This window comes from Bradyrhizobium sp. ORS 86 (genome assembly GCF_045571475.1).
Classification (GTDB): Bacteria; Pseudomonadota; Alphaproteobacteria; order Rhizobiales; family Xanthobacteraceae; genus Bradyrhizobium.
The window spans coordinates 998,292-1,022,517 of record NZ_CP120699.1; the positions used below are offsets into that span (position 1 = coordinate 998,292).

Below are 24,226 nucleotides of genomic sequence, written 5' to 3' on the forward strand. Positions count from 1 at the left end.
GCCTGTCTACACGGTTGTATCGCTGAGGTATAGAAGCGCGAAGCCGGGATGCTACCCGGCTGCGCTGCGCTAGCGGGCGACCAGCGCCGCGGTTCGCTTCGCCGGCTGCCTGACCGCCTTTGCTGCCGAGGGCTGCGCGGGAGCGGCGTCCCAGCCGCCGGGCGGCGCCGGCACGTTGACCGCATCGCTCGGCTGCGGCTCGGCAGTAAAGGTCTGGATCGCGAGCTTCGCCGCTGCCAGCGACTGCGGATCGAGCCGCTTGGCGATGTCGTCGCGCTTGTGGCCGGCATCGGCGTCACCCTGCGCCGCCGCCAGGCTGAACCATTTGAAGGACTCGGCGAGGTTCTGCTCGACGCCAATCCCGCGGGCATAGAGGATGCCGAGATTGAACTGGCTGTCGGCCACGCCGCGGTCGGCGGCCTTGCGGAACCACTGCGCTGCGCTCTTGTAGTCGGCGCCCTTGCCGCCGCCATCGGCGTCGAGCACGGCGAGATTATGCATTGCCTTGGCGTTGCCGCGGTCGGCGGCCTGCACGTAGTAACGCCGCGCGATATCGACGTCGCGCTTCACGCTGAGGCCCTTCTCATAGAAGGTGCCGAGCCGGAAGATCGCGGGTATCAAGCCGGCCTGTGCCGCGCGGCCATACCATTTGGCGGCTTCGTCGAGATTGGCGGCCACGCCCTTGCCCTCGGCATAGCGCATGCCGACCTCGTAGGCCGCGGCCGGGTCGCCCTTCATCGCGGCGGCACGCAGCGCCGGTCCGCCGATCGCGTCGGGCAGCTTCTCACCGGGCGGAATCTGGATCGTCCCGAGCTTGCCCGGAATGGGCAGCGGCGCCGATGTCGCGGGAATTGTGCCGGTGACGTCGTTGTTGACCGGCGGCGTCGGGGCCGGGGATGCGGCAAGTGCCGGAGCGGGCGGAATCGTTAGCTGCGCGCTGTCGAGCGTATTCGGCGCCGTGCTGTTGTTGGATTGCCGGCCGAGCGGCATCGGCGAGGTCATCGACGGCCCCGGAGCCGCCGATGGCGCGGCTGGTGCCGGCTTGATGGAGCTCTCGGCGGGCGGTTGCACTGTAGCTGCGGCCGGCTCGCTGCTCTCCATCGCCGGCAGTTGCGGTGCCGAGCTGGTATCGAGCAGGTTCATCGCCATCTTGAAGGTGCCGAGCACGATCACGACCACGCTTGCGCCGACCAGCAGCGAGCGGATCTTGGAGGTAATGGTCGACGGCTGACCTTCCGGCGCGCCGGCCTTGATCGCAGCCTTGGCTTTTTCGGCCTTGTCCGCCTTCTGCTTCGCCTTCGCCGCGGCCTTGTTGGCCGCACGCGCCGCCTTCTCGTTGACGGGTTGGGCGGCCGCGGCCTGCGCGGCTCGGCGCGCGGCGGCGATGAAGCTCGACGTCGACACCGGCTCCTTCTTGCCGGCGGGAAGATCGCTGATCGCGCTTTCGGACGCCGCGATCCGCTCCGAAGGCGACGACATGCGCCCTGCGGGACGCGTGCCCGGCTCGAGCGGATGATCCGGCGGCAGCTCCGGCGCGATCGCGTCGCGCGCGGGCGCCGCATGCGGCTCGAGGATCTCGCTGATGGCGCGCGGCGGGGTCGGCGGTAGCGGCGGCGTCGCAACTGCGGCCTGTGGCTCCGCAGCGTGGAAGTCGCGCGGTGCGGCCGCAAAATGCTCTTGCGCAAGAGCAGGGTTGGGCAGCTCGGGCTTGTACGTATCCGGCTTGTATTGCTCTGGCTTGTACTGCTCGGGTGCCGCCTGCGCGATCGGCGGCATCGCCGCGCGCGGTTCGACGGCAGCGGGCGCGGGCGATGGCGACGTGGGGCGAACCGTGCGCAAATCGTTCTCGATCATCGCCAGCCGATCGACGACATGACCGAGCGTGCTGTGGACCGTCTCCAGCGAATCCTGGGTGCGGCGATCTGTTTCCGCCTGGCTGAAGCGGATATCGGACAGCTCGCGCTTCATCATGTCGACGATGCCGCTGTCCATCATCGGCTGCGGCGACGACGCGCCATTGAAGTTGCGGGTGGCGTCGGCGAGCGAGGCGATGTGAGCATGCTGGGCCTCGAGGTGCCGCATGATGTCATGCAGTCCTTCCTCGACCCGGCCGAGATTGCCGGTCCGCTGATCGGCAGCTTCGAGACGCTCCAGCAGATAGGACACGCGCTGCTCGAGATGTGCGAAGGCCGACGCGCTGTCGTTGCCGACCTGCAGGCGGTCGATCCGTTCCGACAGGGTGCGCACCGCGTTTTCGATGGCGTCCGTGTTGTCGTGGCCGGGCGGCCGTTCGCGGCTGTCCAGCGTCTTGGTCAGCGCGGCGATCCGCTGTTCGAGCACCGCGAAGGCATCGCTCTGACCGTCGGAGCGCGCCACCTGCGAGAGCTGGTCGACCTTGGCGGACAGCGCGTGCACGTCCTCGGAGAGCCGGAGCAGCGCGTCGTTAGAGGCGACGTTGGAGACGATGGCGCGCAGCGCCGCAATCGCGCTCTCGAGCTGATGCACCGTCGACGGATCGTCGTTGGCGCGCAGGATCATGTCGAGCTTGGCGCCGAGATTGCGGATCGCCTCGTCGTAGCCGGTGAGCTGCTCGGCCGGGGTCAGCGTGCGCAGCACCTCGCGGATCTCGGACAAGGCGCGTTCGATGCCGGCGATCGCCTGGCCGTTGCGGTTGTTGCTCTCGAGTCGGATCTCGTCGATCCGGTGATGCAGCGAGCGGATCTCGTTCTCGATCGATTCGATCGCCCGGCGCGGCATCGCTTCGGTGATGGCCTGGCGGATTTCCGCAAGCTCGCCGCGGAAGGCTGCGATCGATTGCTCGATATGGTCGGGCCGCTGCAGCGCCTCGATCTGGCTGGTGATCTTGAGCAGATGCCGTTCCAGCGAGGAGAAGTCCGGTCCGCTGGGCGCAGCCGGTGGCGGCGCATTGCGTGGCGGCGTCTGCGCGGGCGCGGGAGCGTCGAGCTCGTTCTGGCGCGCGGCGATCTCCGCGATCGCGGAATCGAACGAAGCCGGGCTCAGCGGCGGCGAGGGACGATAGACCTGCGCAGCCGCACGCTCGACCGCCGCGGCCTGGCGCCGGCGCTCCTCCTGCTGCTGGTCCTGCCTCTGCGGCTCGCCGGCCGGCTGCGGCCTGGAGATTTGCGACAGTCGTGCATCGAGGCGCGAAATGGCGTCGTTCAACTGCCGGGCGACGGCGGGTTGGCCGCGCGGCACCTCGGCGCGCACGGCCTCGCCGCGCGACATGGGCCTGGCAATCTGCTCGATCTGGCGGGTGATCGCGTCGAGCCGCTGATGGATGTCGGCGACCTCACGGCTCTCCCGACTCGGCATCGGCGGCCGTTGCTCGTAGGACGTGCGCCAGTCCGGCGGCGTCGCATCGCCGACGGTTGAATTCAGCCAGTCGTTCAGCGACATGCCGGCGCGGCGTGCTGCCGCCTCGGCCCTGTCACGGACGGAGGGATCGATGCCGTCAACACTCCACGATACGCGCGAATTCATGATTCCGTCCGGTCCCGACTCCGGCGCCACACCCTGCGCCCACAGCCTCCCCGCGCATTCCTGTTAAGAGACAATCGAATTCTGCGTGGGGCGTCTGCCTCAGATGCCGACTTTTTCCCGTCACGGTAAATAACGGGTTAAGGAATGCGGCTAACGGATCTTAAAGTTCGGGAATCGCGGAACCGGTTGCGCCGGATCAGGACAGCGCTTTGCTTTGTTGCTCGGATAACGAAGCAAGTGGTGCCTTTCTCCTTCCCCCTGAAAGCAGGGCTATCGCATATGCCGCCGTGGATGGCTGCGCACGTACTCGGCCTCGTGGTTCGAGACGCGCCGCAAGCGGCGCTCCTCACCATGAGGGTCTACTATTGTGCCGCAAAACAAGACTTCATCCTGAGGAGCCAGCCAAAGGCGGGCGTCTCGAAGGATGGGCCACAGGGCGTTTTTTTCCAAATGCTACCCCTGAAAGGGGGAAGGTTGGGATGGGGGTCTACCACAGACGCCGCTGCTCGTGGAGAGGCATGATCCCCACCCGCCTTGCTCTGCGAGCAAAGCGACCTCCCCTTTTCAAGGGGAGGTTGGGCGCTTGCTGCTAGCCGCCGCTTTCGCGCTTGCTGTCGTCGAGCGGCAGCACGTTGCCGCGACCGGCGATCGCGGACAGCGCGTTGAGCGCTTCCTCGCACCACTCCACCACCACGCGCTCGTGCCGCATCCCGATGCGCAAGCCGAGCATCTTGCCGAGATCGGCGGGCGGCGCGGTGCCGTCGGGAAAGCGCTTGTTGAGCAGGCGCTCGTAGCGTTCGTAGCGGTCGCGGTGATGTTCGAGCCGCGCCATCAAATCGGTGCGCAGCGGCTCGATGTCGACGCTATCGAGCGCGTAGAGTCGGACCAGCAGGTCATCCTTGATCGAGGGCGGCACGCTCGGCCGCGCCGCCCAGTGCTTCAGCGCCGCACGGCCCTCCGCCGTCAGGGTGTAGACCAGCTTGTTGGGTTTGCCCGATTGCACCACCTCGCGGCCCTGGACATGACCCTTGTCGCGCAGCCGCGACAGCTCGCGATAGATCTGCTGATGGTCGGCTTTCCAGAAGAAGCCGATCGACGCATCGAATGTCTTGGCGAGCTCATAGCCCGTCATCGGACGTTCCGTGAGACATGCGAGGATTGCGTCACCGAGCGCCAACGCCCACCTCCATCTTGGTTCCCCATCTGCGTTCGAACTCCGCTTGACTTTATGCATCAATGTGCATATGCGTCAATGTGCATATGGAGATCGGTCCCAGTGTTTTGGAGACCGATCGATCATCAGGCTCCTCATTCCACCGCAGGAGACGTCCGATGACGAGACCGGGCCTCGACAAGTGGTACGCCTACATGAAGTCCCACGACACCGCGGCGCTGTGGGATCTCCTGCATCCCGACGCGGTGTTCGAAAGCCCTGTGGTGCACACGCCGCAACGCGGCCGCGACATCACCTTCAAATACCTGACAAGCGCCGCCAAGGTGCTCGGCGGTCCGACCTTCAGATATCTGGGCGAATGGACCAACGAGACCGGCGCCGTGCTCGAATTCGAGAACGTCATCGACGGCATCAGGATCAATGGCGTCGACATCATCAGCTTCGATGCCGACGGCCGGATCACGCATTTCAAGGTGATGGTGCGTCCGCTCAAGGCCATCAATATGCTGCATCGGCTGATGGGTGATGAGCTGATGAAGCAGGGCGGCGCAACGCCGCAAGCTCAGTCTCGATAGTGTCACTGCCGCGGACCTTCGGAACCGGACAAGGTCCATTCCAACGAACCCAAGGACAAGCTGTGCTGCCGACGCCGCCAGCCGGGAGAACATCATGCCGACCTACAAAGCCCCTGTCGAAGACGTCAGCTTCCTGCTCAACGACGTCTTCCAGATCGATCGTTACGACAATCTTCCCGGCTTCACCGATGCATCGGCCGACGTGCGCGAAGCGATCCTCGGCGAGGCCGCCAAGCTCAGCGAGGAGGTGCTGCAGCCATTGAATCGCACCGGCGATCTCGAAGGCTGCAAGCGCCATGACGACGGCAGCGTCACCACGCCGAAGGGCTTCAAGGACGCGTTCAAGCAGGTCGCCGAAGGCGGCTGGCTCGGGCTCTCGGCGCCATCGGAATATGGCGGGCAGGGCCTGCCGGTGGTGCTCAGCCAGGCGGTCAACGAATTCCAGATCTCCGCCAACATGGCATTCTCGATGTACGGCGGGCTGACCATGGGCGCGACCGCGGCGCTGCTGGTGCATGGGACCCCGGAGCAGAAGAAGACCTACGTGCCGAAGATGGTCGCGGGTGAATGGACCGGCACCATGAACCTGACCGAGCCGCATTGCGGCACCGACCTCGGTTTGCTGCGCACCAAGGCGGTGCGTCAGGCCGACGGCAGCTTCAGGATTTCGGGCACCAAGATATTCATCTCCGCCGGCGAGCACGACCTTGCCGACAACATCATCCATCTAGTGCTGGCGCGGATCGAGGGCGCGCCCGCTGGCATCAAGGGCGTCTCGCTGTTTGTCGTTCCCAAGGTGCTGGTCAATGCCGACGGCTCGCTGGGCGCGCGCAACGGCGTCTCCTGCGGCTCGATCGAGCACAAGATGGGCATTCACGGCAATTCCACCTGCGTGATGAACTACGACAACGCCACCGGCTGGCTGATCGGCGAAGAGAACAAGGGCATGCAGGGCATGTTCGTGATGATGAACGAGGCTCGTCTCGGCGTCGCCGTGCAGGGCCTCGCGCAGTCGGAAGTCGCCTATCAGAACGCGGTCGCCTATGCGCGCGAGCGTCTGCAGGGCCGTTCGCTGACTGGACCGAAGGCGCCGGACAAGCCGGCCGATCCGATCATCGTGCATCCCGACGTGCGCCGCGCACTGCTCTCGATCCGCGCCTTCAACGAGGGGGCGCGCGCGATGGTGATCTGGACCGCGCTGAAGAGCGACGTCGCCCACCGCTCCAACGACGCCAGGGATCGTCAGGAGGCCGACGATCACATGGGGCTGATGACGCCGGTGCTGAAGGGCGTCCTGACCGATACCGGCTTCGCCAACACGGTTGCTGCGCAGCAGGTGTTCGGCGGCCATGGCTATATCGCCGAGCACGGCATGGAGCAGTTCGTGCGCGATGCGCGCATCGCCATGATCTATGAGGGCGCCAACGGCATTCAGGCGCTGGATCTGGTCGGCCGCAAGCTGCCGCGCGACGGCGGCCGTGCCGCAATGGCGTTCTTCGCCGAGGTCGGCGCCTACGCCAAGGAGCATGGCGGCGACGAGGCGATGAAGCCGTTCATCACGCCGCTCTCCACTGCGCTCGGCCATCTGCAGCAGGCGACCGGCTGGCTGATGCAGAACGCGCTGACCAAGCCCGACAATGCCGGCGCGGCGGCGACCGACTACATGAAATTGTTCGGCCTCGTCGCGTTGGCGTATATGTGGGCCAAGATGGTCAAGGTGGCGCAGGACAAGATCGCCGCGGGCACCGCGACGCCGCACCTGACCACCAAGCTCGTCACCGGCCGCTTCTTCATGGAGAAGCTGCTGCCGGAGACCGCCGTGCACCTGGCGCGCATCCAGAGCGGCAGCGCCACCACGATGGAACTGGCCGCCGAAGCGTTCTAAAGCGTTTTCCAGCGAAGTGGATGCCGGTTCGCGTGAAGAAAACGCGTCAAACAAAAAGCCCCGAAAATTGCCGCCGCACCCTCTGCGGCGGCGCTCCGTTCGGCTATATATTATGATCCTCATATAAGGAGGGCATCATGCCTGAGGCATATATCTACGATCACGTTCGCACCCCGCGCGGCCGCGGCAAGGCCGATGGCGCGCTCCACGAGGTCACGGCGCTGGCGCTCGCCACCGTGCCGCTGAAGGCGCTGAAGCAGCGCAACAACCTTCCCGAGGATTCCGTCGATGACGTCGTGCTCGGCGTGGTCGATCCGGTCGGCGAAGCGGGCAGCGACATCGCGCGTTTCGCCGCGCTGAACGCCGGCCTCGGCGAGAAAGTGCCGGGCGTGCAGATCAGCCGCTTCTGCGCCTCCGGCCTCGACGCCGTGAACTTCGGCGCTGCGCAGATCATGAGCGGCCAGCATGAGCTCGTGATCGGCGGTGGCGCGGAATCGATGAGCCGCGTCGGCATCGGTGCCTCCGGCGGCGCCTGGCCGATGGATCCCTCGATGGCGGTGCCAGCCTATTTCATGCCGCAGGGCGTCTCGGCCGACCTGATCGCGACCAAATACGGCTTCTCGCGCGATGACGTCGACGCCTACGCCGTGCAGAGCCAGCAGCGCGCGGCCAAGGCCTGGGACGAGGGCCGCTTCAAGAATTCGGTGGTGCCGGTCAAGGATATCAACGGGCTGACCATCCTCGCCAAGGACGAGCATATGCGGCCCACCACGACAATGCAGTCGCTGGCGCAACTGCAGCCGTCATTTGCCGCGGTCGCGGCGATGGCCGGTTTCGATGCGGTGGCGGTGCAGTCGCATCCCGAGGTCGAGAAGGTCAATTACGTGCACCATGCCGGCAACTCGTCCGGCATCGTCGACGGTGCCGGCGCGGTGCTGCTCGGCAGCAAGGAGGCGGGCGCCAAGCACGGCCTGAAACCGCGCGCCAAGATTCGCGCGTTCGCCAATATCGGCTCGGAGCCGGCGATGATGCTGACCGGTCCGGTCGACGTCACCGAAAAGCTGTTCGCGCGCTCCGGCATGACAAAGTCGGATATCGACCTGTTCGAGCTCAACGAGGCCTTCGCCTCGGTGGTGCTGCGCTACATCCAGGCGTTCGATATCGACAATGCCAAGATCAACGTCAATGGCGGCGCGATCGCGCTCGGCCATCCGCTCGGGGCGACCGGCGCGATGATTCTCGGCACCGTGCTCGACGAGCTCGAGCGGACCAACAAGGAAACCGCGCTGGTGACGCTGTGCATCGGCGGCGGCATGGGCACCGCCACCATCATCGAGCGGGTCTGAGGCGAGGGGAGCGAACGACATGGCTTACAAGAATTTCAAGTTCGAAACCGACGCCGACGGCATTGCGCTCGTCACCTGGGATATTCCGGGCCGTTCGATGAACGTGCTCGACGAGACCTCGATCCTGGAGATCGAGGAGATCGTCAAGCAGACCACGAACGATCCCGCGATCAAGGGCGTCGTCATCACGTCGGCGAAGGAAGCGTTCTGCGCCGGCGCCGATCTCTCGATGCTCGAGGGCATGAGCCGCACCTATGCCGATCTCCTGAAGGAGAAGGGCGAGGAAGCCGCCAACCAGGTGCTGTTCGACCAGAGCCGCCGCTTCTCGCAGGCGTTCCGCTCGATCGAGACCTCGGGCAAGCCGTGGGTCGCCGCGATCAATGGCTTGGCGCTCGGCGGCGGGTTCGAGATCACGCTGTCCTGCCACTATCGCGTCGCGGCCGAGAATCCGAAGACGCGGCTCGGCCTGCCCGAGATCAAGGTCGGCCTGTTCCCCGGCGCGGGCGGCACCCAGCGCGTGCCGCGCATCGTGCCGCCGCAGGATGCAATGACGATGCTGCTGAAGGGCGAGGCGGTGAATCTCGCGCGCGCCAAGGCGCTCAACCTGATCCACGCCATCGTGCCCGCGTCCGACCTGATCAAGGCGGCGAAGGACTGGATCAAGGGCGGCGGCAAGGCCGTTGCGCCGTGGGACGAGAAGGGCTTCAAGCTGCCCGGCGGCCCTGTCTTCTCCAAGATGGGCATGCAGATGTTCCCGGCCGGCAACGCGATCTATCGCCGCGAGACCTACGACAATTATCCGGCCGCACGCGCTATCATGAGCTGCGTCTATGAGGGCCTGCAGCTGCCGATCGACGCCGCGCTGCGCGTCGAGTCGCGCTACTTCACCAAGATACTGCGCTCGAACGAAGCGGCGGCAATGATCCGCTCGCTGTTCCTGTCGATGCAGGAATTGAACAAGGGCGCGCGGCGTCCCGTGGGCGTGCCGCCGACCAAGGTGAAGAAGCTCGCCGTAATCGGGGCCGGCTTCATGGGCGCCAGCGTCGGCTATGTCTCGGCGCAGGCCGGCATCGACGTGGTGCTGGTCGACCGCGACCAGGACAGCGCCGACAAGGGCAGGGGGCACGCCAAGACCGTGATCGACGGGCAGATCGCCAAGGGCCGCATGAAGCAGGAAGCGGGCGACGCCATCCTGTCGCGCATCACCGCGACTGCCGACTATAACGCGATCAAGGATTGCGATCTCGTCATCGAGGCCGTGTTCGAGGATCGCAAGGTCAAGGCGGACACCTACGCCAAGGCGCAGCCGCTGTTGAAGGACGGCGCGATCTTCGCGTCCAACACCTCGACCCTGCCGATCAACTCGCTTGCCGAAGAGTTCAAGGACCAGGCCAGGTTCATCGGCATCCATTTCTTCTCGCCGGTCGAGAAGATGATGCTGGTCGAGATCATCGTCGGAAAGAAGACCGGCGACGTCGCGCTGGCGACTGCGCTCGACTATGTCCGCGCGATCGGCAAGACGCCCATCGTCGTGAACGATTCCCGCGGCTTCTTCGCCAACCGCTGCGTCATGCGCTACATCGCCGAAGGCAACGAGATGCTGCTCGAAGGTGTGCCGCCGGCGATGATCGAGAACACCGCCAAGATGGCCGGCATGCCGGTTGGCCCGCTGTCGCTGCAGGATGAGGTCGCGCTCGACCTCGGCCTCAAGATCACCAAGGCGACCGAAGCCGATCTCGGGCCGAACGCGATCGACCAGGCGCAGAAGAAGCTGATGGTCGAGATGGTCGAGAAGCAGGGCCGCTACGGCCGCAAGAACGGCAAGGGCTTCTACGACTATCCCGAGAAGGGCAAGGGTCAGAAGAGCCTGTGGCCGGGCTTGGCCAGCCTGCAGCCGAAGCATCTCGACCCTGACACGCTCGACGTCGAGGAGCTGAAGCAGCGCTTCCTGGTGGCGCAGGCGGTCGAGGCCGCGCGCACGGTCGAGGACCACGTCATCACCGACGTACGCGAGGCCGATGTCGGCTCGATCCTCGGCTTCGGCTTCGCGCCGTTCACCGGCGGCACGCTGTCCTATATTGACTTCATGGGCACGAAAACGTTCGTCGAGTTGTGCCACAGATTCGAGAAGAAGTACGGCTCGCGCTTCACGCCGCCGAAACTGCTCGAGGAGATGGCCGCCAAGGGCGAGACCTTCTACGGCCGCTTCCCGCCGAAGAAGCCGGCGGCGCAAGCCGCGGAGTAATCGCACGGCGTTGCTCACCTCCCCTTGAAAAGGGGAGGTCGCTTTGCTCGCGAGAGCAAAGCGGGTGGGGATCTTCTCTCCACATCCGCCGGTGCCTGTGGCTGCACCCCCATCCCGACCTTCCCTCTTTCAGGGGGAAGGAGACGAGTTGGTCGCCCGGATGTAGCGAAGCGTAATCCGGGACGGCTTTTTCCGTTGGCCGCCTCCCGGATTGCGCTCCGCTCCATCCGGGCTACGCGTCTGCTTTTGCAGGGACGACAGGGGTGAACGGACGACGTCTCGTTATAAATAGAAAGGGCCGGATCGACGATCCGGCCCTTCGCCAGCCATGCAGTGCAAGCCTCACGCTGCCTTCAGCAGGCCTTCCTTCTTCAGCGCTTCCTGCACCTTCGGACGCGCCGCGATGCGCGCCTTGTAGGCCATCAGGTTGGGCAGGCCGGAGAGGTCGAAGCCGAGCCGGTCGGTCGCCCACATGATCATCGTGAAGAGGTAGCCGTCAGCGACCGTGAACTGGCTGCCCATCAGGTAGTCGCGGCCGGCGAGCTGGCTGTCGACATATTTGAACTTGCCGGTTGCGCGGTCCTTGAAGAACGCCTTGGCGTCGTCGGCGAGCACGGGCGAGAACATCGGGCCGAGGTTCTTGTGCAGCTCGGTCGTGATGTAGTTCAGCCATTCCAGCAGCTTGTAGCGCTCGTTGGAATCGCGCGCCGGCGCCAGCTTCTTGTCGGAAACCTTGTCGGCGATCATCTGGACGATGATCGGTCCTTCGGTGACCAGTTCGCCGGAGTCCAGCGCCAGCGCGGGCACCTGGCCCTTGGGGTTCACTTTCAGGAAATCGTCACCGTTTTCGAGTTTTTTGGCGCGCAAATCGACCTTCACCAGGTCATAGGGCAGGCCGGCTTCGAGCAGTGCGATGTGGGGCGAGAGGGAGCAGGCGCCGGGGGAGTAATACAGCTTCATGGGTAATTTCCTTCCCTTGTTCTTGGCGGCGGGAGAGGGATTGCCTACATGCACCTGCATGGAATAGTCAAGATTGATGCAGATGCATTTAGTGCGGTAGACTTTGTTCCGGGACCTATGGGCTAGATCATGAAACGCAAGCTATCGAGCGAGGCGACTGCCGCCTGGATCCGCCTGATGCGGGTGCCGAGCCGGGTGCTCGATTGCGTCGAGCACGATCTGAAGAAGGCCGGCTTCCCGCCGCTGGCCTGGTACGACGCGCTGCTCGAGCTGTCGCGTGCGCCGTCCGGCGAGCTGCGCCCGGTCGAGCTCGAGCGGCAGATGCTGATCCCGCAATATTCCACCTCGCGCCTGATCGACCGCCTGGTCGACGAAGGGCTCGCCGCGCGGCGCGAATGCAAGATCGACAAGCGCGGTCAGTTCGTCGAGATCACCGAGGCGGGCCGCGAGCTGCAGAAGCGGATGTGGAGCGCGTATTCCGCCGCGATCGACAAGCATGTCGGCTCCAAATTGTCCGATGCCGAGGCCGCCAGGCTGTGCGGCCTGCTCGACCGGCTGGGCTGCTCCTGCAGCGACGCCAAGGTCGAAACCAAGAGCGAAACCAAGACCGAGACCAGGGCGGCCCCTGCGCGAGACGGTGTGGTCGCCCGATGATATCCTTGATCCCACCAACCGCGGCCCTTCGGGCCTGCGGTCCCTGCCACCGCGCGCATTCGATCGAAGCGCCCTTGAGTTGGATTTCGTATGGCGCGTGACCAGATCGATATGACGCCGCTGCAGTCGCGCGACGAACTCGTGGCGTGGCTTGAAGCCGGCGTGAAGCCCGAATCCGAATTCCGGATCGGCACCGAGCACGAGAAGACGCCGTTCACGCTCGAGGGCCATCACCCCGTGCCTTACGGGGGTGCCAAGGGCATCGGTGAGCTGCTCGAGGGCATGAAGCTCCTGCTCGGCTGGGAACCGATCATGGAGCGCGGCAATATCATCGGCCTCTATGACGTCACCGGCGGCGGCGCGATCTCGCTCGAGCCGGGCGGGCAATTCGAATTGTCGGGCGCGCCGGTGGAGACCGTGCATCAGACGCAGTCCGAGCTGATGGCGCATCTGGCGCAGGTGCGCGAGATCGCAACTCCGCTCGGCATCGGCTTCCTCGGGCTCGGTATGACGCCGTCGTGGTCGCGGGCGCAGATTCCGGTGATGCCGAAGGGCCGCTACAAGATCATGACCAACTACATGCCGAAGGTCGGCAAGTACGGCCTCGACATGATGTACCGGACCTGCACGGTGCAGACCAATCTCGACTTCGCTTCCGAAGCCGACATGGTGAAGAAGCTGCGCGTGTCGCTGGCGCTGCAGCCGGTCGCGACCGCCCTGTTCGCCAACTCGCCGTTCACCGAAGGCAAGCCCAACGGCTTTTTGTCGTTCCGCTCGGAGATCTGGCGCGACACCGACAATGCGCGCAGCGGCATGTTGCCGTTCGCATTCGAGGACGGCATGGGCTTCGAGCGCTATGTCGACTACGCGCTCGACGTGCCGATGTATTTCGTCAAGCGCGGTGACGAATATATCGATGTCTCCGGCTCCTCGTTCCGCGACTTCTTCGCCGGCAAGAATCCGGCCTTCCCCGGCCAGCGTCCGACGCTGTCGGACTGGGCCAATCACCTCTCGACGATCTTCCCCGAGGTCCGGCTGAAACGTTATCTCGAGATGCGCGGTGCCGACGGCGTGCCGTGGGGCCGGTTGCCGGCGCTGCCGGCGTTCTGGGTCGGGCTGCTCTACGACAACGACAGTCTCGACGCCGCCTGGGACATCGTCCGCCACTGGACCGCGCCGGAGCGGCAGGCGCTGCGCGACGACGTGCCACGGTTCGGCTTCAAGGCGCGGATCAAGGACCGATATCTGTTCGAGATCGCCAAGGAGTGCCTCATCCTGTCGCATGCCGGGTTGCGGCGGCGCGGCCGGATCGATCATCTCGGGCGCGATGAAAGCCGCTACCTCGAACCGCTGGAGCGGATCATTGAGGCCGGCCGCTCGCCCGCGGAAGAGATGCTGGAGAAGTTCAACGGTCCCTGGAATGGCTCGGTGGAACCCGCGTATCGGGAATACGCGTTCTAGCGATCTGGGCTTCATCCGATTCCAGACAGTGCCGGGCTCCCCATCCCGGCCCGCGGTTCCGCGTCGTTCATCCGCCGTACAGGTTCATGGCGCTCAAATGACTGCCCGCGAAAGTCGCGGGGCTGCGCGAATTTGAAAGCAATCTCATGGGGATAGACCGCCTCTTTCGGGCGTGTGTAGTGACGTTCGCTGTTTTGACGGCAATGGCCGTGGCGCGCCCCGCGTCAGCGCAGACCAACTTCGACCGGCCCGGTGGCGACTATCTGAGCTCGCCGGTGGCGTCGGGCGACCCCGCCGATTGCGCACTCGCCTGTGAGCGCGACCGCCGCTGCCGCGCCTGGAGCTTCAACTATCCGACCGACGCCAACAATGGCGCGGTGTGCTGGCTCAAGAGCACGGTGCCGCTGCGCGTGCAGGACACCTGCTGCGTCTCCGGCGTCCGCGGCGCCGGCGTGGTCGAACCGCGCAATGGCGCGATCGAGACTTCGATCGACCGGTCGGGTGGCGACTACAAGAGCCTTGAATTGAAGAGCAGCGACGGCACCGAAGCCTGTCAGGCTGCCTGCACCGCCGACAACAAGTGCCGCGCCTGGACCTATGCCCGGCCCGGCTATGCCGGTCGCAATGCGCACTGCTTCCTGAAGAAGGAGATCAAGCCGCCACGCCGCAAGGCGGGATTCATTTCCGGCGTGGTGCGCTGAATCCGGCCTACGTTCCGGGAATTCGCCCGGCCTCCAGCACTGTGATCTCCGGCCACAGCGCCTTCCACCGCGCCGCCTTCTTCGCATAGTTCGCCGCGGAGAAGTTCGCTGTGAGATTCGGCCGTACGATCATGCCGGCGATATCGTCGAAGCCGTTCGGGGTATAGACATCGTAGCGCTCAGCGATACGGCGGATGCCGACCTGAGTGGTCGCTGTGAGGAAGCGGTCGATGCCGTCGGTCGAGCACGACAACGGCGGATAGGGCACGCCGTTCTTTTCGGGGTACCAAAGATGCACGCGCGCCTGATTGCGCGCCTCGATCACGACGTCGAGTTCACCGAGACGCGCTTGCAGGTTGCGGATCACGGCATCCTCGGCGTCCCATGATGTGTCGAGGTCGAAATAGAAGATGTCGTAATCGCTGATGCCGTAGTCGACCGGCCGGTTTGTCTGCACGTTCCACGCGGTCTGGACCAGGCAGCCGGAGACGATCCATGCGTCGGGCAGGGCGAGACGGAACAATTCGTCGGCGATGATGCGATTGGCCGGATTGCTCAGCGCCGCGGCGAGGAATTGATCTTGGGTCATGAAGAGAAGCGCAGGGGTGGGCGAAGCGAAGCGTGCCCGCTAATTCAGGTCACCGCAAGCGATGGTGGGCGCGTCGCTGGCTCCTTTGCTCACCCTACTGCTTTGGCCACGCGCGATATGTCAGACGTAGCCCGATGCCGCGAAGCGAAATCCGGGAGCACACGATCCGCGGCTGGACGGCCGCGGATTTCGCTGCGCTCCGTCCGGGCTGCGTCCGTGTCAATGCACCGATGTGAAGAAGCGTGCCAGGCGGAAGCCGGAGAGCCAGGTCCAGACCGGCTGGCTGCGCATGCCCATATCCCAGGAGCCGACCACCGCATCGGCGCGGCCGATCAGATTGTCGATCGGCAGCAAGCCGACGCCGCCGTCGCGCACCGGCACGCGGCTGTCGGCCGAGTTGTCCCGGTTGTCGCCGAGCACGAACAGCTTGCCCGGCGGCACCGTCACCTCCGTCGTATTGTCGAGCGGGCCGTTGTCGCGCATCTTGAAGATCGCGTGGCTAACGCCGTTCGGCAGCGTCTCGACATAGCGATACGCGTCCTCGCCGCCGCCGCGGTCGTCCTCGGCAAAGCCGGTGCCGTCCGCCTTCAGCGCCGCCGGATGATCATTGATGAAGAGCTGGCCCTGCCGCATCTGGATGCGATCGCCGGGCAGCCCCACCACGCGCTTGACCCAGGCCTGCGAGCGGTCGCCCGGCCAGCGGAACACCACGACGTCGCCGCGCTTTGGCGTCTCGCCGAACAGGCGGCCGGTTTCCGGCAGCGTGATCTGGATCGGCAGCGAGGCCGCGCCGTAGCCGTAAGGATACTTCGAAGCGACCAGCGCATCGCCGATCAGGAGCGTCGGCTCCATCGATCCCGACGGCACGTAGAACGGCTCGGCGATCGCACCCTTGGCGAGGAACACGACGGCGACGATCGCGGCCAACTGTGCGGCTTGTGAGCGCCAAGTCGACGGCTTGGCCGTCACGGTTTCGTTTCCGCTGCTCACTAGCCTGTACCTCCGACCGTAATCCGTTCCATCCGCAGCGTTGGCTGGCCGACGCCGACCGGTACGCCCTGACCATTCTTGCCGCAGGTGCCAATGCCGGTGTCGAGCGCAAGGTCATTGCCGATCATCGTGATCCTGTGGAGATCGGTCGGTCCGTTGCCGATCAGCATCGCGCCCTTCAGCGGCGCGCCGAGCTTGCCGTTCTCGATTTTGTAGGCCTCGGTGCACTGGAACACATATTTGCCCGAGGTGATGTCGACCTGGCCGCCGCCGAAATTGGCGGCATACATGCCGTTCTTTACCGATGCGATGATTTCGGCCGGGTCGCGGTCGCCGGCCAGCATATAGGTGTTGGTCATGCGCGGCATCGGCACATGGGCGTAGCTCTGGCGCCTTCCGTTGCCGGTCGGTTTCATGCCCATCAGCCGTGCGTTCTGGCGGTCCTGCATGTAACCGACCAGGATGCCGTCCTCGATCAGCACGGTGCGGTTGGTCGGCGTGCCCTCGTCGTCGATCGAGAGCGAGCCGCGCCTGGATGCCATCGTGCCGTCGTCGACCACGGTCACGCCCTTGGCGGCGACCTGCTGGCCCATCAATCCTGCAAAGGCGGAGGTCTGCTTGCGATTGAAATCGCCTTCGAGCCCGTGGCCGACCGCTTCATGCAGCATCACGCCGGGCCAGCCGGCCCCGAGCACCACGTCCATCTCGCCGGCAGGGGCGGGCACCGATTCGAGGTTGACCAGCGCCTCGCGCAGCGCGCCATCGGCAGCGTCGCGCCAGGCCTTGGTCTCGATGAAGCGCGCGTAGCCCTCGCGGCCGCCATAGCCCTTGCTGCCGCTCTCCTGCCGGTCGCCTTGGCCGGCGACCACGGAAATATTGACGCGCACCAGCGGGCGGATATCGCGATAGCTCTCGCCGTCCGGCCGCAGGATCTCGACCACCTGCCAGGTCGCGGTGAGGCTGGCGGAGACTTGCCGCACCCGCGGATCCTTGTCGCGGATATAGGCGTCGATCTCGCCGAGCAGCTTGACCTTGGCCTCGAATGCCGGCCCATCCAGCGGGTTCTCGTCGCCATAGAGCTTGAGGTTGGTGTGGGCCGGCGCGGGGGCGAACGTTCCGGCGTAGCCGCCGCGCACCGCCGCGACCGCATCCGCGGCGCGGATCAGCGCCGGGATCGAGACGTCGGAGGAATGCGCATAGCCGACCGCGTCGTCCTTCACCGCCCGCAAGCCGAATCCTTGCGAGGTGTCGTAGGTCGCCTGCTTGAGCCGGCCATTGTCGAACACCAGCGCCTCGGTCTGCCCGAATTCCAGGAACAACTCGCCGTCATCGGCGCCCGCAAGTCCCCGCGCCACCTCGCGGCGGACGGTATCGCGGTCGAGATTGGCACGGTCGAGCAGGGAGGTCGTGGCGGGATTGGTCATGGTCACTCCAGCGAACTGCGAATTCTTGCCATCCCTGCTTCGGGCGCAACCAAATACCGGCGCGAGGGGAACCTGCAGCCAGCGTCTGCGCGATCTAAGCAGAGATGAGCCTGAAACTCATCTTACATCCCGGAAACCTCAGGCTGCCGGTCCCGGGTTAAGCCCCGGACGCTCGTCGTCAAAGATAGTGCTGATGGCTGCAAATCGGGAGAGGCCGCGGCAGTGCGGTCGATCACGGCAACTTGTCATATCCTTCCGCCAGTCCGTTCAGGCTGAGCGGAAAGCCGATGCCCTCTTCCGGTGTCTCGAAGATGATGAAGGTGGCGGTCTTGGCGTTCTTGAGCTGGCCCAGCAGCTTGTCGTCCAGCACGACCTCAGCCACACAGCCGTTGGGCAGGCAGCGGACGAAGCCGGCGCGGCCGACATCCTGATTGTCGAGCTTTAGCCCGAGGCCTGAAGGCAGCAGCACGCCGAGCGGCGCAACCACCCGCATCAGGCGGCTCTTCTGGTCCGCAGTCTTCAACACGATCACGGTCAGGCCGGCATTGGAGCGGTCCTCCGCCACCACGCTCTGGATCAGGGCGCATTGCTCGGCCTGCGCGCCCGGCGGAGTGTCGCAGCGGATCTGCCAGTCGCCATGAACCGAGCGCACCGCCCCTTGCGCGTTCGCCGCCTGGGTCAGGCCCAGACACAGGGCGGCCGCCAGCAGGCCTCCCAGCCAACCTGCCTGCGTCTTTCGCCTTGTTGGCTGAATGTTCGAAGCGCCCATCCGGGTCGATCCTTTGAATGTTCGGTCGGGCCCGGCCGTCCGTTCGGCCGCCGGTCGCACGCACCCGTCGACTGTATCGCAATGACGGCGCCTTGAAGGCGATCTTGCAGCCATTTCCGCGCCGGATCGGGGCATCCACCAGCGAATCAGGTTCCTGCGGAGCACCCGCCTGTGGGTACATCCGGCAATCCCCCTGTCAAGCAGCGTGGACAATTCGTCCAAGGGCTTTCGCTTGATTTTGCGGGAAAAATCGAGGTCGGCAGGTTAGTCGCAGGCGCATGGCGTTCGGCCGTACTACTGCATTGCGAGCGCCTGCGAATTATGGTTTGAGAGGCTGGATTTCGACGCGTTCTAGCGATCTGGCTCCCGTACCCTCCTTGACTCAAGGACAGGTACGTCCGGTAGGCCGTTTGTCAGGGCGGATCGTGCCGCATTCCCGGCCATGTGCCGGGGGTGTGTTGGGGAAATATCTAGGGAGCGCGAGCGGCATGAAGATGTCGATTGGCCGGATTGGCCGACAATTGCTGGGGTTTGCGGTAGCGGGCATGGCGTCGATCGCCGCGGGATCGGCGTTCGCCGAGATGGGACAGCCGGCGCCGTGGGAGCACACGCTCCAGGAGGGCGCGACCCCGGTGATGGAAAACATCATCTGGTTTCACAATTTCCTCCTGGTGCTGATCACCCTGATCGTGCTGTTCGTGCTGGCGCTGCTCGTCATCGTGGTGATGAAGTTCAACGCGCGCGCCAACCCGGTCCCCTCCCGGACCACCCACAACACCTTGATCGAGGTGGCGTGGACGCTGATCCCGGTCCTGATCCTGGTCGGCATCGCCGTGCCGTCGTTCCGCCTGCTGTTTCTTGAGCTCGACGTGCCGAAGCCGGATCTCACCGTCAAGGTGACCGGCAAGCAGTGGTACTGGTCTTACGCCTATCCGGATAACGGCAAGTTCGAATTCGATTCGCTGCTCGACAAGGAGAAGCAGCCCCGGCTGCTCGGCGTCGACAACGAGATGGTCGTCCCGGTCAACAAGGTGGTGCGGATCCAGACCACCGGCGCGGACGTGATCCACTCCTTCGCGGTGCCGGCCTTCGGCATCAAGATCGACTCGATCCCCGGCCGACTCAACGAGACCTGGTTCAAGGCCACCAAGACCGGCATGTTCTACGGCCAGTGCTCGGAGCTGTGCGGCAAGGACCACGCCTTCATGCCGATCGCGGTGCGGGTTGTCAGCGACCAGGACTTCGCAGCCTGGGTTGACGGCGCGAAGAAGAAGTTTGCGGCCAACCCGGCGAATACCTACGCCTCGGCTGGTCAGGCGGCGCAGTAAGCGGACGGCTTTCGGCGATTGGAAGAATAAGGGCGACGGGACCGCAAGGTCCAAGAGGGACTGCAAGGCAGGATTTGGAACATGGCTACAGGCGCAGCGACACACGACGATCACGCCCATGATGATCACGCCCATCATCCGACCGGATGGCGGCGCTACCTCTACTCCACGAACCACAAGGACATCGGTACGATGTACCTGATCTTTGCGGTGATCGCGGGCATCATCGGCGGCGCGATGTCGATCGCGATCCGTGCGGAGCTGATGTATCCGGGCGTCCAGATCTTCCACGAGACGCATACCTACAACGTGTTCGTGACGTCGCACGGCCTGATCATGATCTTCTTCATGGTCATGCCGGCGATGATCGGCGGGTTTGGCAACTGGATGGTGCCGCTGATGATCGGCGCGCCCGACATGGCGTTCCCGCGCATGAACAACATCTCGTTCTGGCTGCTGCCGGCCTCGTTCGCGCTGCTGATCATCTCGACCTTCGTCGAGGGTGAGCCGGGCGCCAACGGCGTCGGCGCAGGCTGGACCATGTACGCGCCGCTCTCGACCTCGGGTCATCCGGGGCCGGCGGTCGACTTCGCGATCCTGTCGCTCCATCTGGCGGGTGCCTCGTCGATCCTCGGTGCCATCAACTTCATCACCACGATCTTCAACATGCGCGCGCCGGGCATGACCCTGCACAAGATGCCGCTGTTCGTGTGGTCGATCCTGGTGACGGTGTTCCTGCTGCTGTTGTCGCTGCCGGTGCTCGCCGGTGCGATCACCATGCTGCTGACCGACCGCAATTTCGGCACCACCTTCTTCGCGGCTGATGGTGGCGGCGATCCGGTGCTGTTCCAGCACCTGTTCTGGTTCTTCGGCCACCCCGAAGTGTACATCCTGATCCTGCCCGGCTTCGGCATGATCAGCCAGATCGTCTCGACCTTCTCGCGCAAGCCCGTGTTCGGCTATCTCGGCATGGCCTACGCCATGGTCGCGATCGGCGGTATCGGCTTCGTGGTGTGGGCGCACCACATGTACACCGTCGGCATGTCGTCGGCGACGCAGGCCTATTTCGTCGCCGCCACGATGGTGATCGCGGTGCCGACCGGCGTGAAGATCTTCTCCTGGGTCGCCACGATGTGGGGCGGCTCGATCGAGTTCAAGGCGCCGATGCTCTGGGCGATCGGCTTCATCTTCCTGTTCACCGTCGGTGGCGTCACCGGCGTCGTGCTGGCCAACGCCGGCGTCGACCGCGTGCTGCAAGACACCTACTACGTGGTGGCGCACTTCCACTACGTGCTGTCGCTCGGCGCCGTGTTCGCGATCTTCGCAGGCTGGTACTACTGGTTCCCGAAGATGACCGGCTACATGTACTCGGAGACCATTGCGAAAGCGCACTTCTGGGTCACCTTCATCGGCGTGAACCTGGTGTTCTTCCCGCAGCACTTCCTCGGTCTGTCGGGCATGCCGCGCCGTTACGTCGACTATCCGGATGCCTTCGCCGGCTGGAACCTGATCTCCTCCTGGGGCTCCTACATCTCCGGTTTCGGCGTGCTGATCTTCATCTACGGCGTGATCGATGCCTTCGTCCGCAAGGAGCAGGCCGCGAACAATCCGTGGGGCGCGGGTGCGACCACGCTCGAGTGGACGCTGACCTCGCCGCCGCCGTTCCACCAGTTCGAAGTGCTGCCGCGCGTGCAGTAACCCGAGACAGCGCGGCGCACCGTCAAAGTGCGCCGCGCTTTTTGAGAAGTGAGACCAGATCTTGTCGGTTATCGATCACAACGCCATTGAGTTGCCCCGGATCTCCGAGGCCGAAGTGGGCGACTACATCGCGCTGTTGAAGCCGCGCGTGATGTCGCTGGTGATCTTCACCGCGCTGGTCGGGCTGATGATCGCGCCGGTTCACGTCCACCCGGTGCTGGCGTTCACCTCGATCCTCTGCATCGCGGTCGGTGCCGGCGCTTCCGGCGCGCTCAACATGGCCTATGAGGGTGATGTCGACGCATTGATGACGCGGACCGCCAACCGGCCGATCCCGCGCGGCCGCATCACGCCGCCGGAGGCGGCGGCGTTCGGCATCACGCTCGCGTTCTTCTCGGTGATGACGCTCGGCATCCTGGTCAACTGGGTGGCGGGCGCGCTGCTCGCCTTCACGATCTTCTTCTATGCCGTGATCTACACGATGTGGCTGAAGCGCTGGACCGCGCAGAACATCGTGATAGGCGGCGCTGCCGGCGCGCTGCCGCCGGTGGTGGCGTGGGCCGCGGCGACCGGCTCGCTGTCGGTGGAGCCGGTCCTCCTGTTCCTGATCATCTTCTTCTGGACGCCGCCGCATTTCTGGGCGCTGGCGCTATTTCGCAGCGACGACTATGCGCGCGCCGGCATCCCGATGCTGCCCGTCGTCGCCGGTCCCGATGTGACGCGGCTGCAGATTCTGCTCTATACCATTGTGCTGGTCGCGATTGCGCTGGCGCCGTGGCCGCTCGGCTATTTCGACTGGATCTACGGTGTCACTTCGCTGGTGTTGGGCGCCGGCATGTTGTGGCTCGCGATCGAAGTCTATCGCCGCCGCGAGGGCGTTGCGGCCAATCGCGCAACGCGCCGGCTGTTCGCCTTCTCCATCCTTTATCTGTTCGCGCTGTTCGCCGTTCTCCTGGCCGAGGTCGCCGTCCGCGCGATCGCGCCTGTCATCATCGGGTAGGGGCGAGATGGGGGCGCTTGGGTACCAAATGGACGAGAAGCAGGAACCAGAAGGAATCGTCCTCACCGAGGCGCAGCTCAAGAGCCGCCGCCAGCGCTCGATCGCCACGGCGCTCGCGCTCGGCGTGCTCGTTTTGCTGTTCTTCGCCGTCACCCTCGTCAAGGGGCCGGCCGTGCTGGTGCGGCCGCTGTGAACGAGATGGCGAACCAGCCGGTTACCCCGGATCTGCAGGGCGACAGCGCCAAGGTCACGCGGCGCATGCTGACGCGCGACGCGATGGTCGCCTCGATCTGCGGGTTGGTCGTGGTGCTGATGGTCGGCGCATCCTACGCCGCGGTGCCGTTCTACAACTGGTTCTGCCGCACCACCGGCTTCAACGGCACCACCCAGGTCGCGACCTCGGCTCCGACAAGCGCGCCGCTCGACCGCACCATCACCGTCAGCTTCGACTCCAACGTCGCGCCGGGCCTGCCCTGGAAGTTCGAGCCGGAGCAGAACAACATCGACGTCAAGATCGGCCAGGTCGTCACCGTCTACTACACGGTGACCAACCAGTCGGCGCGGACCACCACCGGACAGGCCGCCTACAACGTGGCGCCGCTGACGGTCGGCGCCTACTTCCAGAAGATCAACTGCTTCTGCTTCACCGAGCAGACCATGGCGCCCGGCGAAAAGCGTGAGATGGCCGTGGTGTTCTATGTCGATCCGGCGCTGGCGAAAGACAGCGAGAACGACACGCTGAAATCGATCACTCTGTCCTACACGTTCTTCCCCGTGCGCGATCCGGCGCCGAAGCCCGTTGCGGCGGGCGAGGCGGAGCAGCGCAAGGGCGGTTAGCGGTTTTTGGAATTTGAGACGAATACGTGCCTGACGGCACGCGAATGGAGAGACTGCAATGGCTGAGGCGCAAGTCAAGCATCACGACTATCATCTCGTCGACCCGAGCCCGTGGCCCGTGGTCGGCTCGATCTCGGCCTTCATCATGGCGTTCGGCGCGATCGGCTGGATGCATCACATGTACTCGGCGGCGCCGATCGTGTTCGGCGTCGGCACCGTCGGCGTGCTCTACACGATGGCGAGCTGGTGGGGCGACGTGATCAAGGAAGCCCAGTACAAGGGCGACCACACCCGCGTGGTGCAGATCAGTCACCGCTACGGCATGATCCTGTTCATCGCCTCCGAGGTGATGTTCTTCGTCGCCTGGTTCTGGGCGTTCTTTAACTCCGCGCTGTTCCCGGCCGATGCGGTGCACGCCACCCGCGACGCGGTGTTCGGCTGCGGCCCCGGCACGGCGATGGGCGCCTGCAACGTGCCCGGCACCTGGCCGCCGAAGGGCATCGAGACCTTCGATCCCTGGCATCTACCGCTGCTCAACACGCTGCTGCTGCTGACCTCGGGCACGACCGTGACCTGGGCGCACCACGCACTGCTCGAGAACGATCGCCAAGGCCTCAAGCAGGGCCTGATCCTGACCGTGATCCTCGGCGCCTGCTTCACCTGCGTGCAGGCCTATGAGTATGCACACGCGACGTTCTCGTTCGCCGGCAACGTCTATGGCGCGACCTTCTTCATGGCGACCGGGTTCCACGGCTTCCACGTGCTGGTCGGCACCATCTTCCTGCTGGTCTGCCTGATCCGCGCCTATAAGGGACATTTCACCCCGAAGCAGCACCTCGGTTTCGAGTTCGCCGCCTGGTACTGGCACTTCGTCGACGTGGTCTGGCTGTTCCTGTTTATCTGCATCTACGTCTGGGGCCGCGGCGCCGAGACCATGGCTCACGGTGCGCACTAATCGCAGGTCCGATGTGCTAAAGAGGGGGCGGCCGCACTGGCCGCCCCTTTGCTTTCAAGAGCATGATGCGGAAGACTGGAGGCCGGTTTTCCTCGCGACAACGCGGAGCGTGCGCGGAGACTGTGCTCCAACAA

At 65.0% G+C, this 24,226-nt stretch carries 20 protein-coding genes; 13 read left to right on the plus strand and 7 right to left on the minus strand.

The window, feature by feature from the left end; translation table 11 throughout:
* Nucleotides 1-69 precede the first annotated feature (69 nt).
* Together P6U25_RS04535 and P6U25_RS04540 are read right to left on the minus strand one after the other, a co-directional pair.
* The gene (locus tag P6U25_RS04535; protein ID WP_407150275.1) at nt 70-3,501 is read right to left on the minus strand and encodes a hypothetical protein; all 3,432 of its coding nucleotides are present in this window, start codon (nt 3,499-3,501) and stop codon (nt 70-72) included.
* A gap of 589 nt (nt 3,502-4,090) precedes the next feature.
* Nucleotides 4,091-4,678, minus strand: a complete 588-nt coding sequence (locus tag P6U25_RS04540) for a PadR family transcriptional regulator (RefSeq protein WP_407150277.1) — start codon at nt 4,676-4,678, stop codon at nt 4,091-4,093.
* Between the two features lie 155 nt (nt 4,679-4,833).
* On the opposite strand from P6U25_RS04540, the gene P6U25_RS04545 reads away from it, so the two are divergent.
* The 4 genes from P6U25_RS04545 to P6U25_RS04560 all read left to right on the plus strand — a co-directional run bounded on the left by P6U25_RS04545 (nt 4,834) and on the right by P6U25_RS04560 (nt 10,726).
* Complete coding sequence (locus tag P6U25_RS04545) at nt 4,834-5,250, plus strand: nuclear transport factor 2 family protein (RefSeq protein ID WP_407150278.1); 417 nt, start codon at nt 4,834-4,836, stop codon at nt 5,248-5,250.
* Nucleotides 5,251-5,344: 94 nt separating this feature from the next.
* Complete coding sequence (locus tag P6U25_RS04550) at nt 5,345-7,135, plus strand: acyl-CoA dehydrogenase C-terminal domain-containing protein (RefSeq protein ID WP_407150279.1); 1,791 nt, start codon at nt 5,345-5,347, stop codon at nt 7,133-7,135.
* A 137-nt stretch (nt 7,136-7,272) separates the two neighbouring features.
* Entirely contained in the window at nt 7,273-8,481 is a 1,209-nt protein-coding gene (locus tag P6U25_RS04555; RefSeq protein WP_407150280.1) for an acetyl-CoA C-acetyltransferase, read from the plus strand.
* Between the two features lie 19 nt (nt 8,482-8,500).
* On the plus strand, nt 8,501-10,726 hold the full coding sequence (locus P6U25_RS04560) for an FAD-dependent oxidoreductase (protein ID WP_407150281.1): 2,226 nt from the start codon (nt 8,501-8,503) through the stop codon (nt 10,724-10,726).
* 342 nt (nt 10,727-11,068) lie between these two features.
* Here the strand turns inward: P6U25_RS04560 and gstA are convergent, their stop codons facing one another.
* Complete coding sequence (gene gstA / locus P6U25_RS04565; protein ID WP_407150282.1) at nt 11,069-11,686, minus strand: glutathione transferase GstA; 618 nt, start codon at nt 11,684-11,686, stop codon at nt 11,069-11,071.
* A 129-nt stretch (nt 11,687-11,815) separates the two neighbouring features.
* On the opposite strand from gstA, the gene P6U25_RS04570 reads away from it, so the two are divergent.
* The 3 genes from P6U25_RS04570 to P6U25_RS04580 all read left to right on the plus strand — a co-directional run bounded on the left by P6U25_RS04570 (nt 11,816) and on the right by P6U25_RS04580 (nt 14,502).
* Nucleotides 11,816-12,340 (plus strand): MarR family winged helix-turn-helix transcriptional regulator, encoded by a 525-nt coding sequence (locus P6U25_RS04570; RefSeq protein WP_407150283.1) that lies wholly within the window; start codon nt 11,816-11,818, stop codon nt 12,338-12,340.
* 90 nt (nt 12,341-12,430) lie between these two features.
* Nucleotides 12,431-13,801 (plus strand): glutamate--cysteine ligase, encoded by a 1,371-nt coding sequence (locus P6U25_RS04575; RefSeq protein WP_407150284.1) that lies wholly within the window; start codon nt 12,431-12,433, stop codon nt 13,799-13,801.
* A gap of 203 nt (nt 13,802-14,004) precedes the next feature.
* Nucleotides 14,005-14,502 carry a PAN domain-containing protein gene (locus tag P6U25_RS04580; protein ID WP_407152415.1) on the plus strand — a complete coding sequence of 166 codons (498 nt, stop codon included), beginning with the start codon at nt 14,005-14,007 and terminating at the stop codon, nt 14,500-14,502.
* A 7-nt stretch (nt 14,503-14,509) separates the two neighbouring features.
* On the opposite strand, the gene P6U25_RS04585 is transcribed toward P6U25_RS04580, so the two are convergent.
* The 4 genes from P6U25_RS04585 to P6U25_RS04600 all read right to left on the minus strand — a co-directional run bounded on the left by P6U25_RS04585 (nt 14,510) and on the right by P6U25_RS04600 (nt 18,274).
* The gene (locus P6U25_RS04585; protein WP_407150285.1) at nt 14,510-15,091 is read right to left on the minus strand and encodes a nucleotidyltransferase family protein; all 582 of its coding nucleotides are present in this window, start codon (nt 15,089-15,091) and stop codon (nt 14,510-14,512) included.
* Between the two features lie 219 nt (nt 15,092-15,310).
* Nucleotides 15,311-16,081, minus strand: a complete 771-nt coding sequence (gene lepB / locus P6U25_RS04590) for a signal peptidase I (RefSeq protein WP_407150286.1) — start codon at nt 16,079-16,081, stop codon at nt 15,311-15,313.
* Complete coding sequence (tldD, locus tag P6U25_RS04595) at nt 16,081-17,505, minus strand: metalloprotease TldD (RefSeq protein ID WP_407150287.1); 1,425 nt, start codon at nt 17,503-17,505, stop codon at nt 16,081-16,083. The genes lepB and tldD overlap by 1 nt, the downstream gene beginning before the upstream one ends.
* A gap of 232 nt (nt 17,506-17,737) precedes the next feature.
* Entirely contained in the window at nt 17,738-18,274 is a 537-nt protein-coding gene (locus P6U25_RS04600; RefSeq protein ID WP_407150288.1) for an invasion associated locus B family protein, read from the minus strand.
* A gap of 488 nt (nt 18,275-18,762) precedes the next feature.
* Between P6U25_RS04600 and coxB the strand changes: the two genes are divergently transcribed.
* The 6 genes from coxB to P6U25_RS04630 all read left to right on the plus strand — a co-directional run bounded on the left by coxB (nt 18,763) and on the right by P6U25_RS04630 (nt 24,092).
* Complete coding sequence (gene coxB / locus P6U25_RS04605; RefSeq protein WP_407150289.1) at nt 18,763-19,602, plus strand: cytochrome c oxidase subunit II; 840 nt, start codon at nt 18,763-18,765, stop codon at nt 19,600-19,602.
* A gap of 81 nt (nt 19,603-19,683) precedes the next feature.
* On the plus strand, nt 19,684-21,300 hold the full coding sequence (gene ctaD, locus P6U25_RS04610; protein ID WP_407150290.1) for a cytochrome c oxidase subunit I: 1,617 nt from the start codon (nt 19,684-19,686) through the stop codon (nt 21,298-21,300).
* A gap of 61 nt (nt 21,301-21,361) precedes the next feature.
* Entirely contained in the window at nt 21,362-22,300 is a 939-nt protein-coding gene (locus tag P6U25_RS04615) for a heme o synthase (RefSeq protein ID WP_407150291.1), read from the plus strand.
* Between the two features lie 28 nt (nt 22,301-22,328).
* Nucleotides 22,329-22,493 carry a CoxF protein gene (locus P6U25_RS04620; RefSeq protein WP_066512975.1) on the plus strand — a complete coding sequence of 55 codons (165 nt, stop codon included), beginning with the start codon at nt 22,329-22,331 and terminating at the stop codon, nt 22,491-22,493.
* A gap of 5 nt (nt 22,494-22,498) precedes the next feature.
* Nucleotides 22,499-23,137 carry a cytochrome c oxidase assembly protein gene (locus P6U25_RS04625; RefSeq protein ID WP_407152416.1) on the plus strand — a complete coding sequence of 213 codons (639 nt, stop codon included), beginning with the start codon at nt 22,499-22,501 and terminating at the stop codon, nt 23,135-23,137.
* A 58-nt stretch (nt 23,138-23,195) separates the two neighbouring features.
* Nucleotides 23,196-24,092, plus strand: a complete 897-nt coding sequence (locus tag P6U25_RS04630; RefSeq protein WP_407150292.1) for a cytochrome c oxidase subunit 3 — start codon at nt 23,196-23,198, stop codon at nt 24,090-24,092.
* Nucleotides 24,093-24,226 lie beyond the last annotated feature (134 nt).

What these genes read in the sequence shown, in the direction of transcription:
- P6U25_RS04625 (WP_407152416.1), top strand. Translation starts at nt 22,499, where the DNA reads ATGGCGAACCAGCCGGTTACCCCGGATCTGCAGGGCGACAGCGCCAAG.
- P6U25_RS04545 (WP_407150278.1), top strand. Translation starts at nt 4,834, where the DNA reads ATGACGAGACCGGGCCTCGACAAGTGGTACGCCTACATGAAGTCCCAC.
- P6U25_RS04570 (WP_407150283.1), top strand. Translation starts at nt 11,816, where the DNA reads ATGAAACGCAAGCTATCGAGCGAGGCGACTGCCGCCTGGATCCGCCTG.
- P6U25_RS04550 (WP_407150279.1), top strand. Translation starts at nt 5,345, where the DNA reads ATGCCGACCTACAAAGCCCCTGTCGAAGACGTCAGCTTCCTGCTCAAC.
- tldD (WP_407150287.1), bottom strand. Translation starts at nt 17,505, where the DNA reads ATGACCAATCCCGCCACGACCTCCCTGCTCGACCGTGCCAATCTCGAC.
- P6U25_RS04555 (WP_407150280.1), top strand. Translation starts at nt 7,273, where the DNA reads ATGCCTGAGGCATATATCTACGATCACGTTCGCACCCCGCGCGGCCGC.
- P6U25_RS04580 (WP_407152415.1), top strand. Translation starts at nt 14,005, where the DNA reads ATGGCCGTGGCGCGCCCCGCGTCAGCGCAGACCAACTTCGACCGGCCC.
- P6U25_RS04620 (WP_066512975.1), top strand. Translation starts at nt 22,329, where the DNA reads ATGGACGAGAAGCAGGAACCAGAAGGAATCGTCCTCACCGAGGCGCAG.
- gstA (WP_407150282.1), bottom strand. Translation starts at nt 11,686, where the DNA reads ATGAAGCTGTATTACTCCCCCGGCGCCTGCTCCCTCTCGCCCCACATC.
- P6U25_RS04575 (WP_407150284.1), top strand. Translation starts at nt 12,431, where the DNA reads ATGGCGCGTGACCAGATCGATATGACGCCGCTGCAGTCGCGCGACGAA.
- P6U25_RS04535 (WP_407150275.1), bottom strand. Translation starts at nt 3,501, where the DNA reads ATGAATTCGCGCGTATCGTGGAGTGTTGACGGCATCGATCCCTCCGTC.
- ctaD (WP_407150290.1), top strand. Translation starts at nt 19,684, where the DNA reads ATGGCTACAGGCGCAGCGACACACGACGATCACGCCCATGATGATCAC.
- P6U25_RS04600 (WP_407150288.1), bottom strand. Translation starts at nt 18,274, where the DNA reads ATGGGCGCTTCGAACATTCAGCCAACAAGGCGAAAGACGCAGGCAGGT.
- P6U25_RS04585 (WP_407150285.1), bottom strand. Translation starts at nt 15,091, where the DNA reads ATGACCCAAGATCAATTCCTCGCCGCGGCGCTGAGCAATCCGGCCAAT.
- P6U25_RS04560 (WP_407150281.1), top strand. Translation starts at nt 8,501, where the DNA reads ATGGCTTACAAGAATTTCAAGTTCGAAACCGACGCCGACGGCATTGCG.
- P6U25_RS04630 (WP_407150292.1), top strand. Translation starts at nt 23,196, where the DNA reads ATGGCTGAGGCGCAAGTCAAGCATCACGACTATCATCTCGTCGACCCG.
- coxB (WP_407150289.1), top strand. Translation starts at nt 18,763, where the DNA reads ATGAAGATGTCGATTGGCCGGATTGGCCGACAATTGCTGGGGTTTGCG.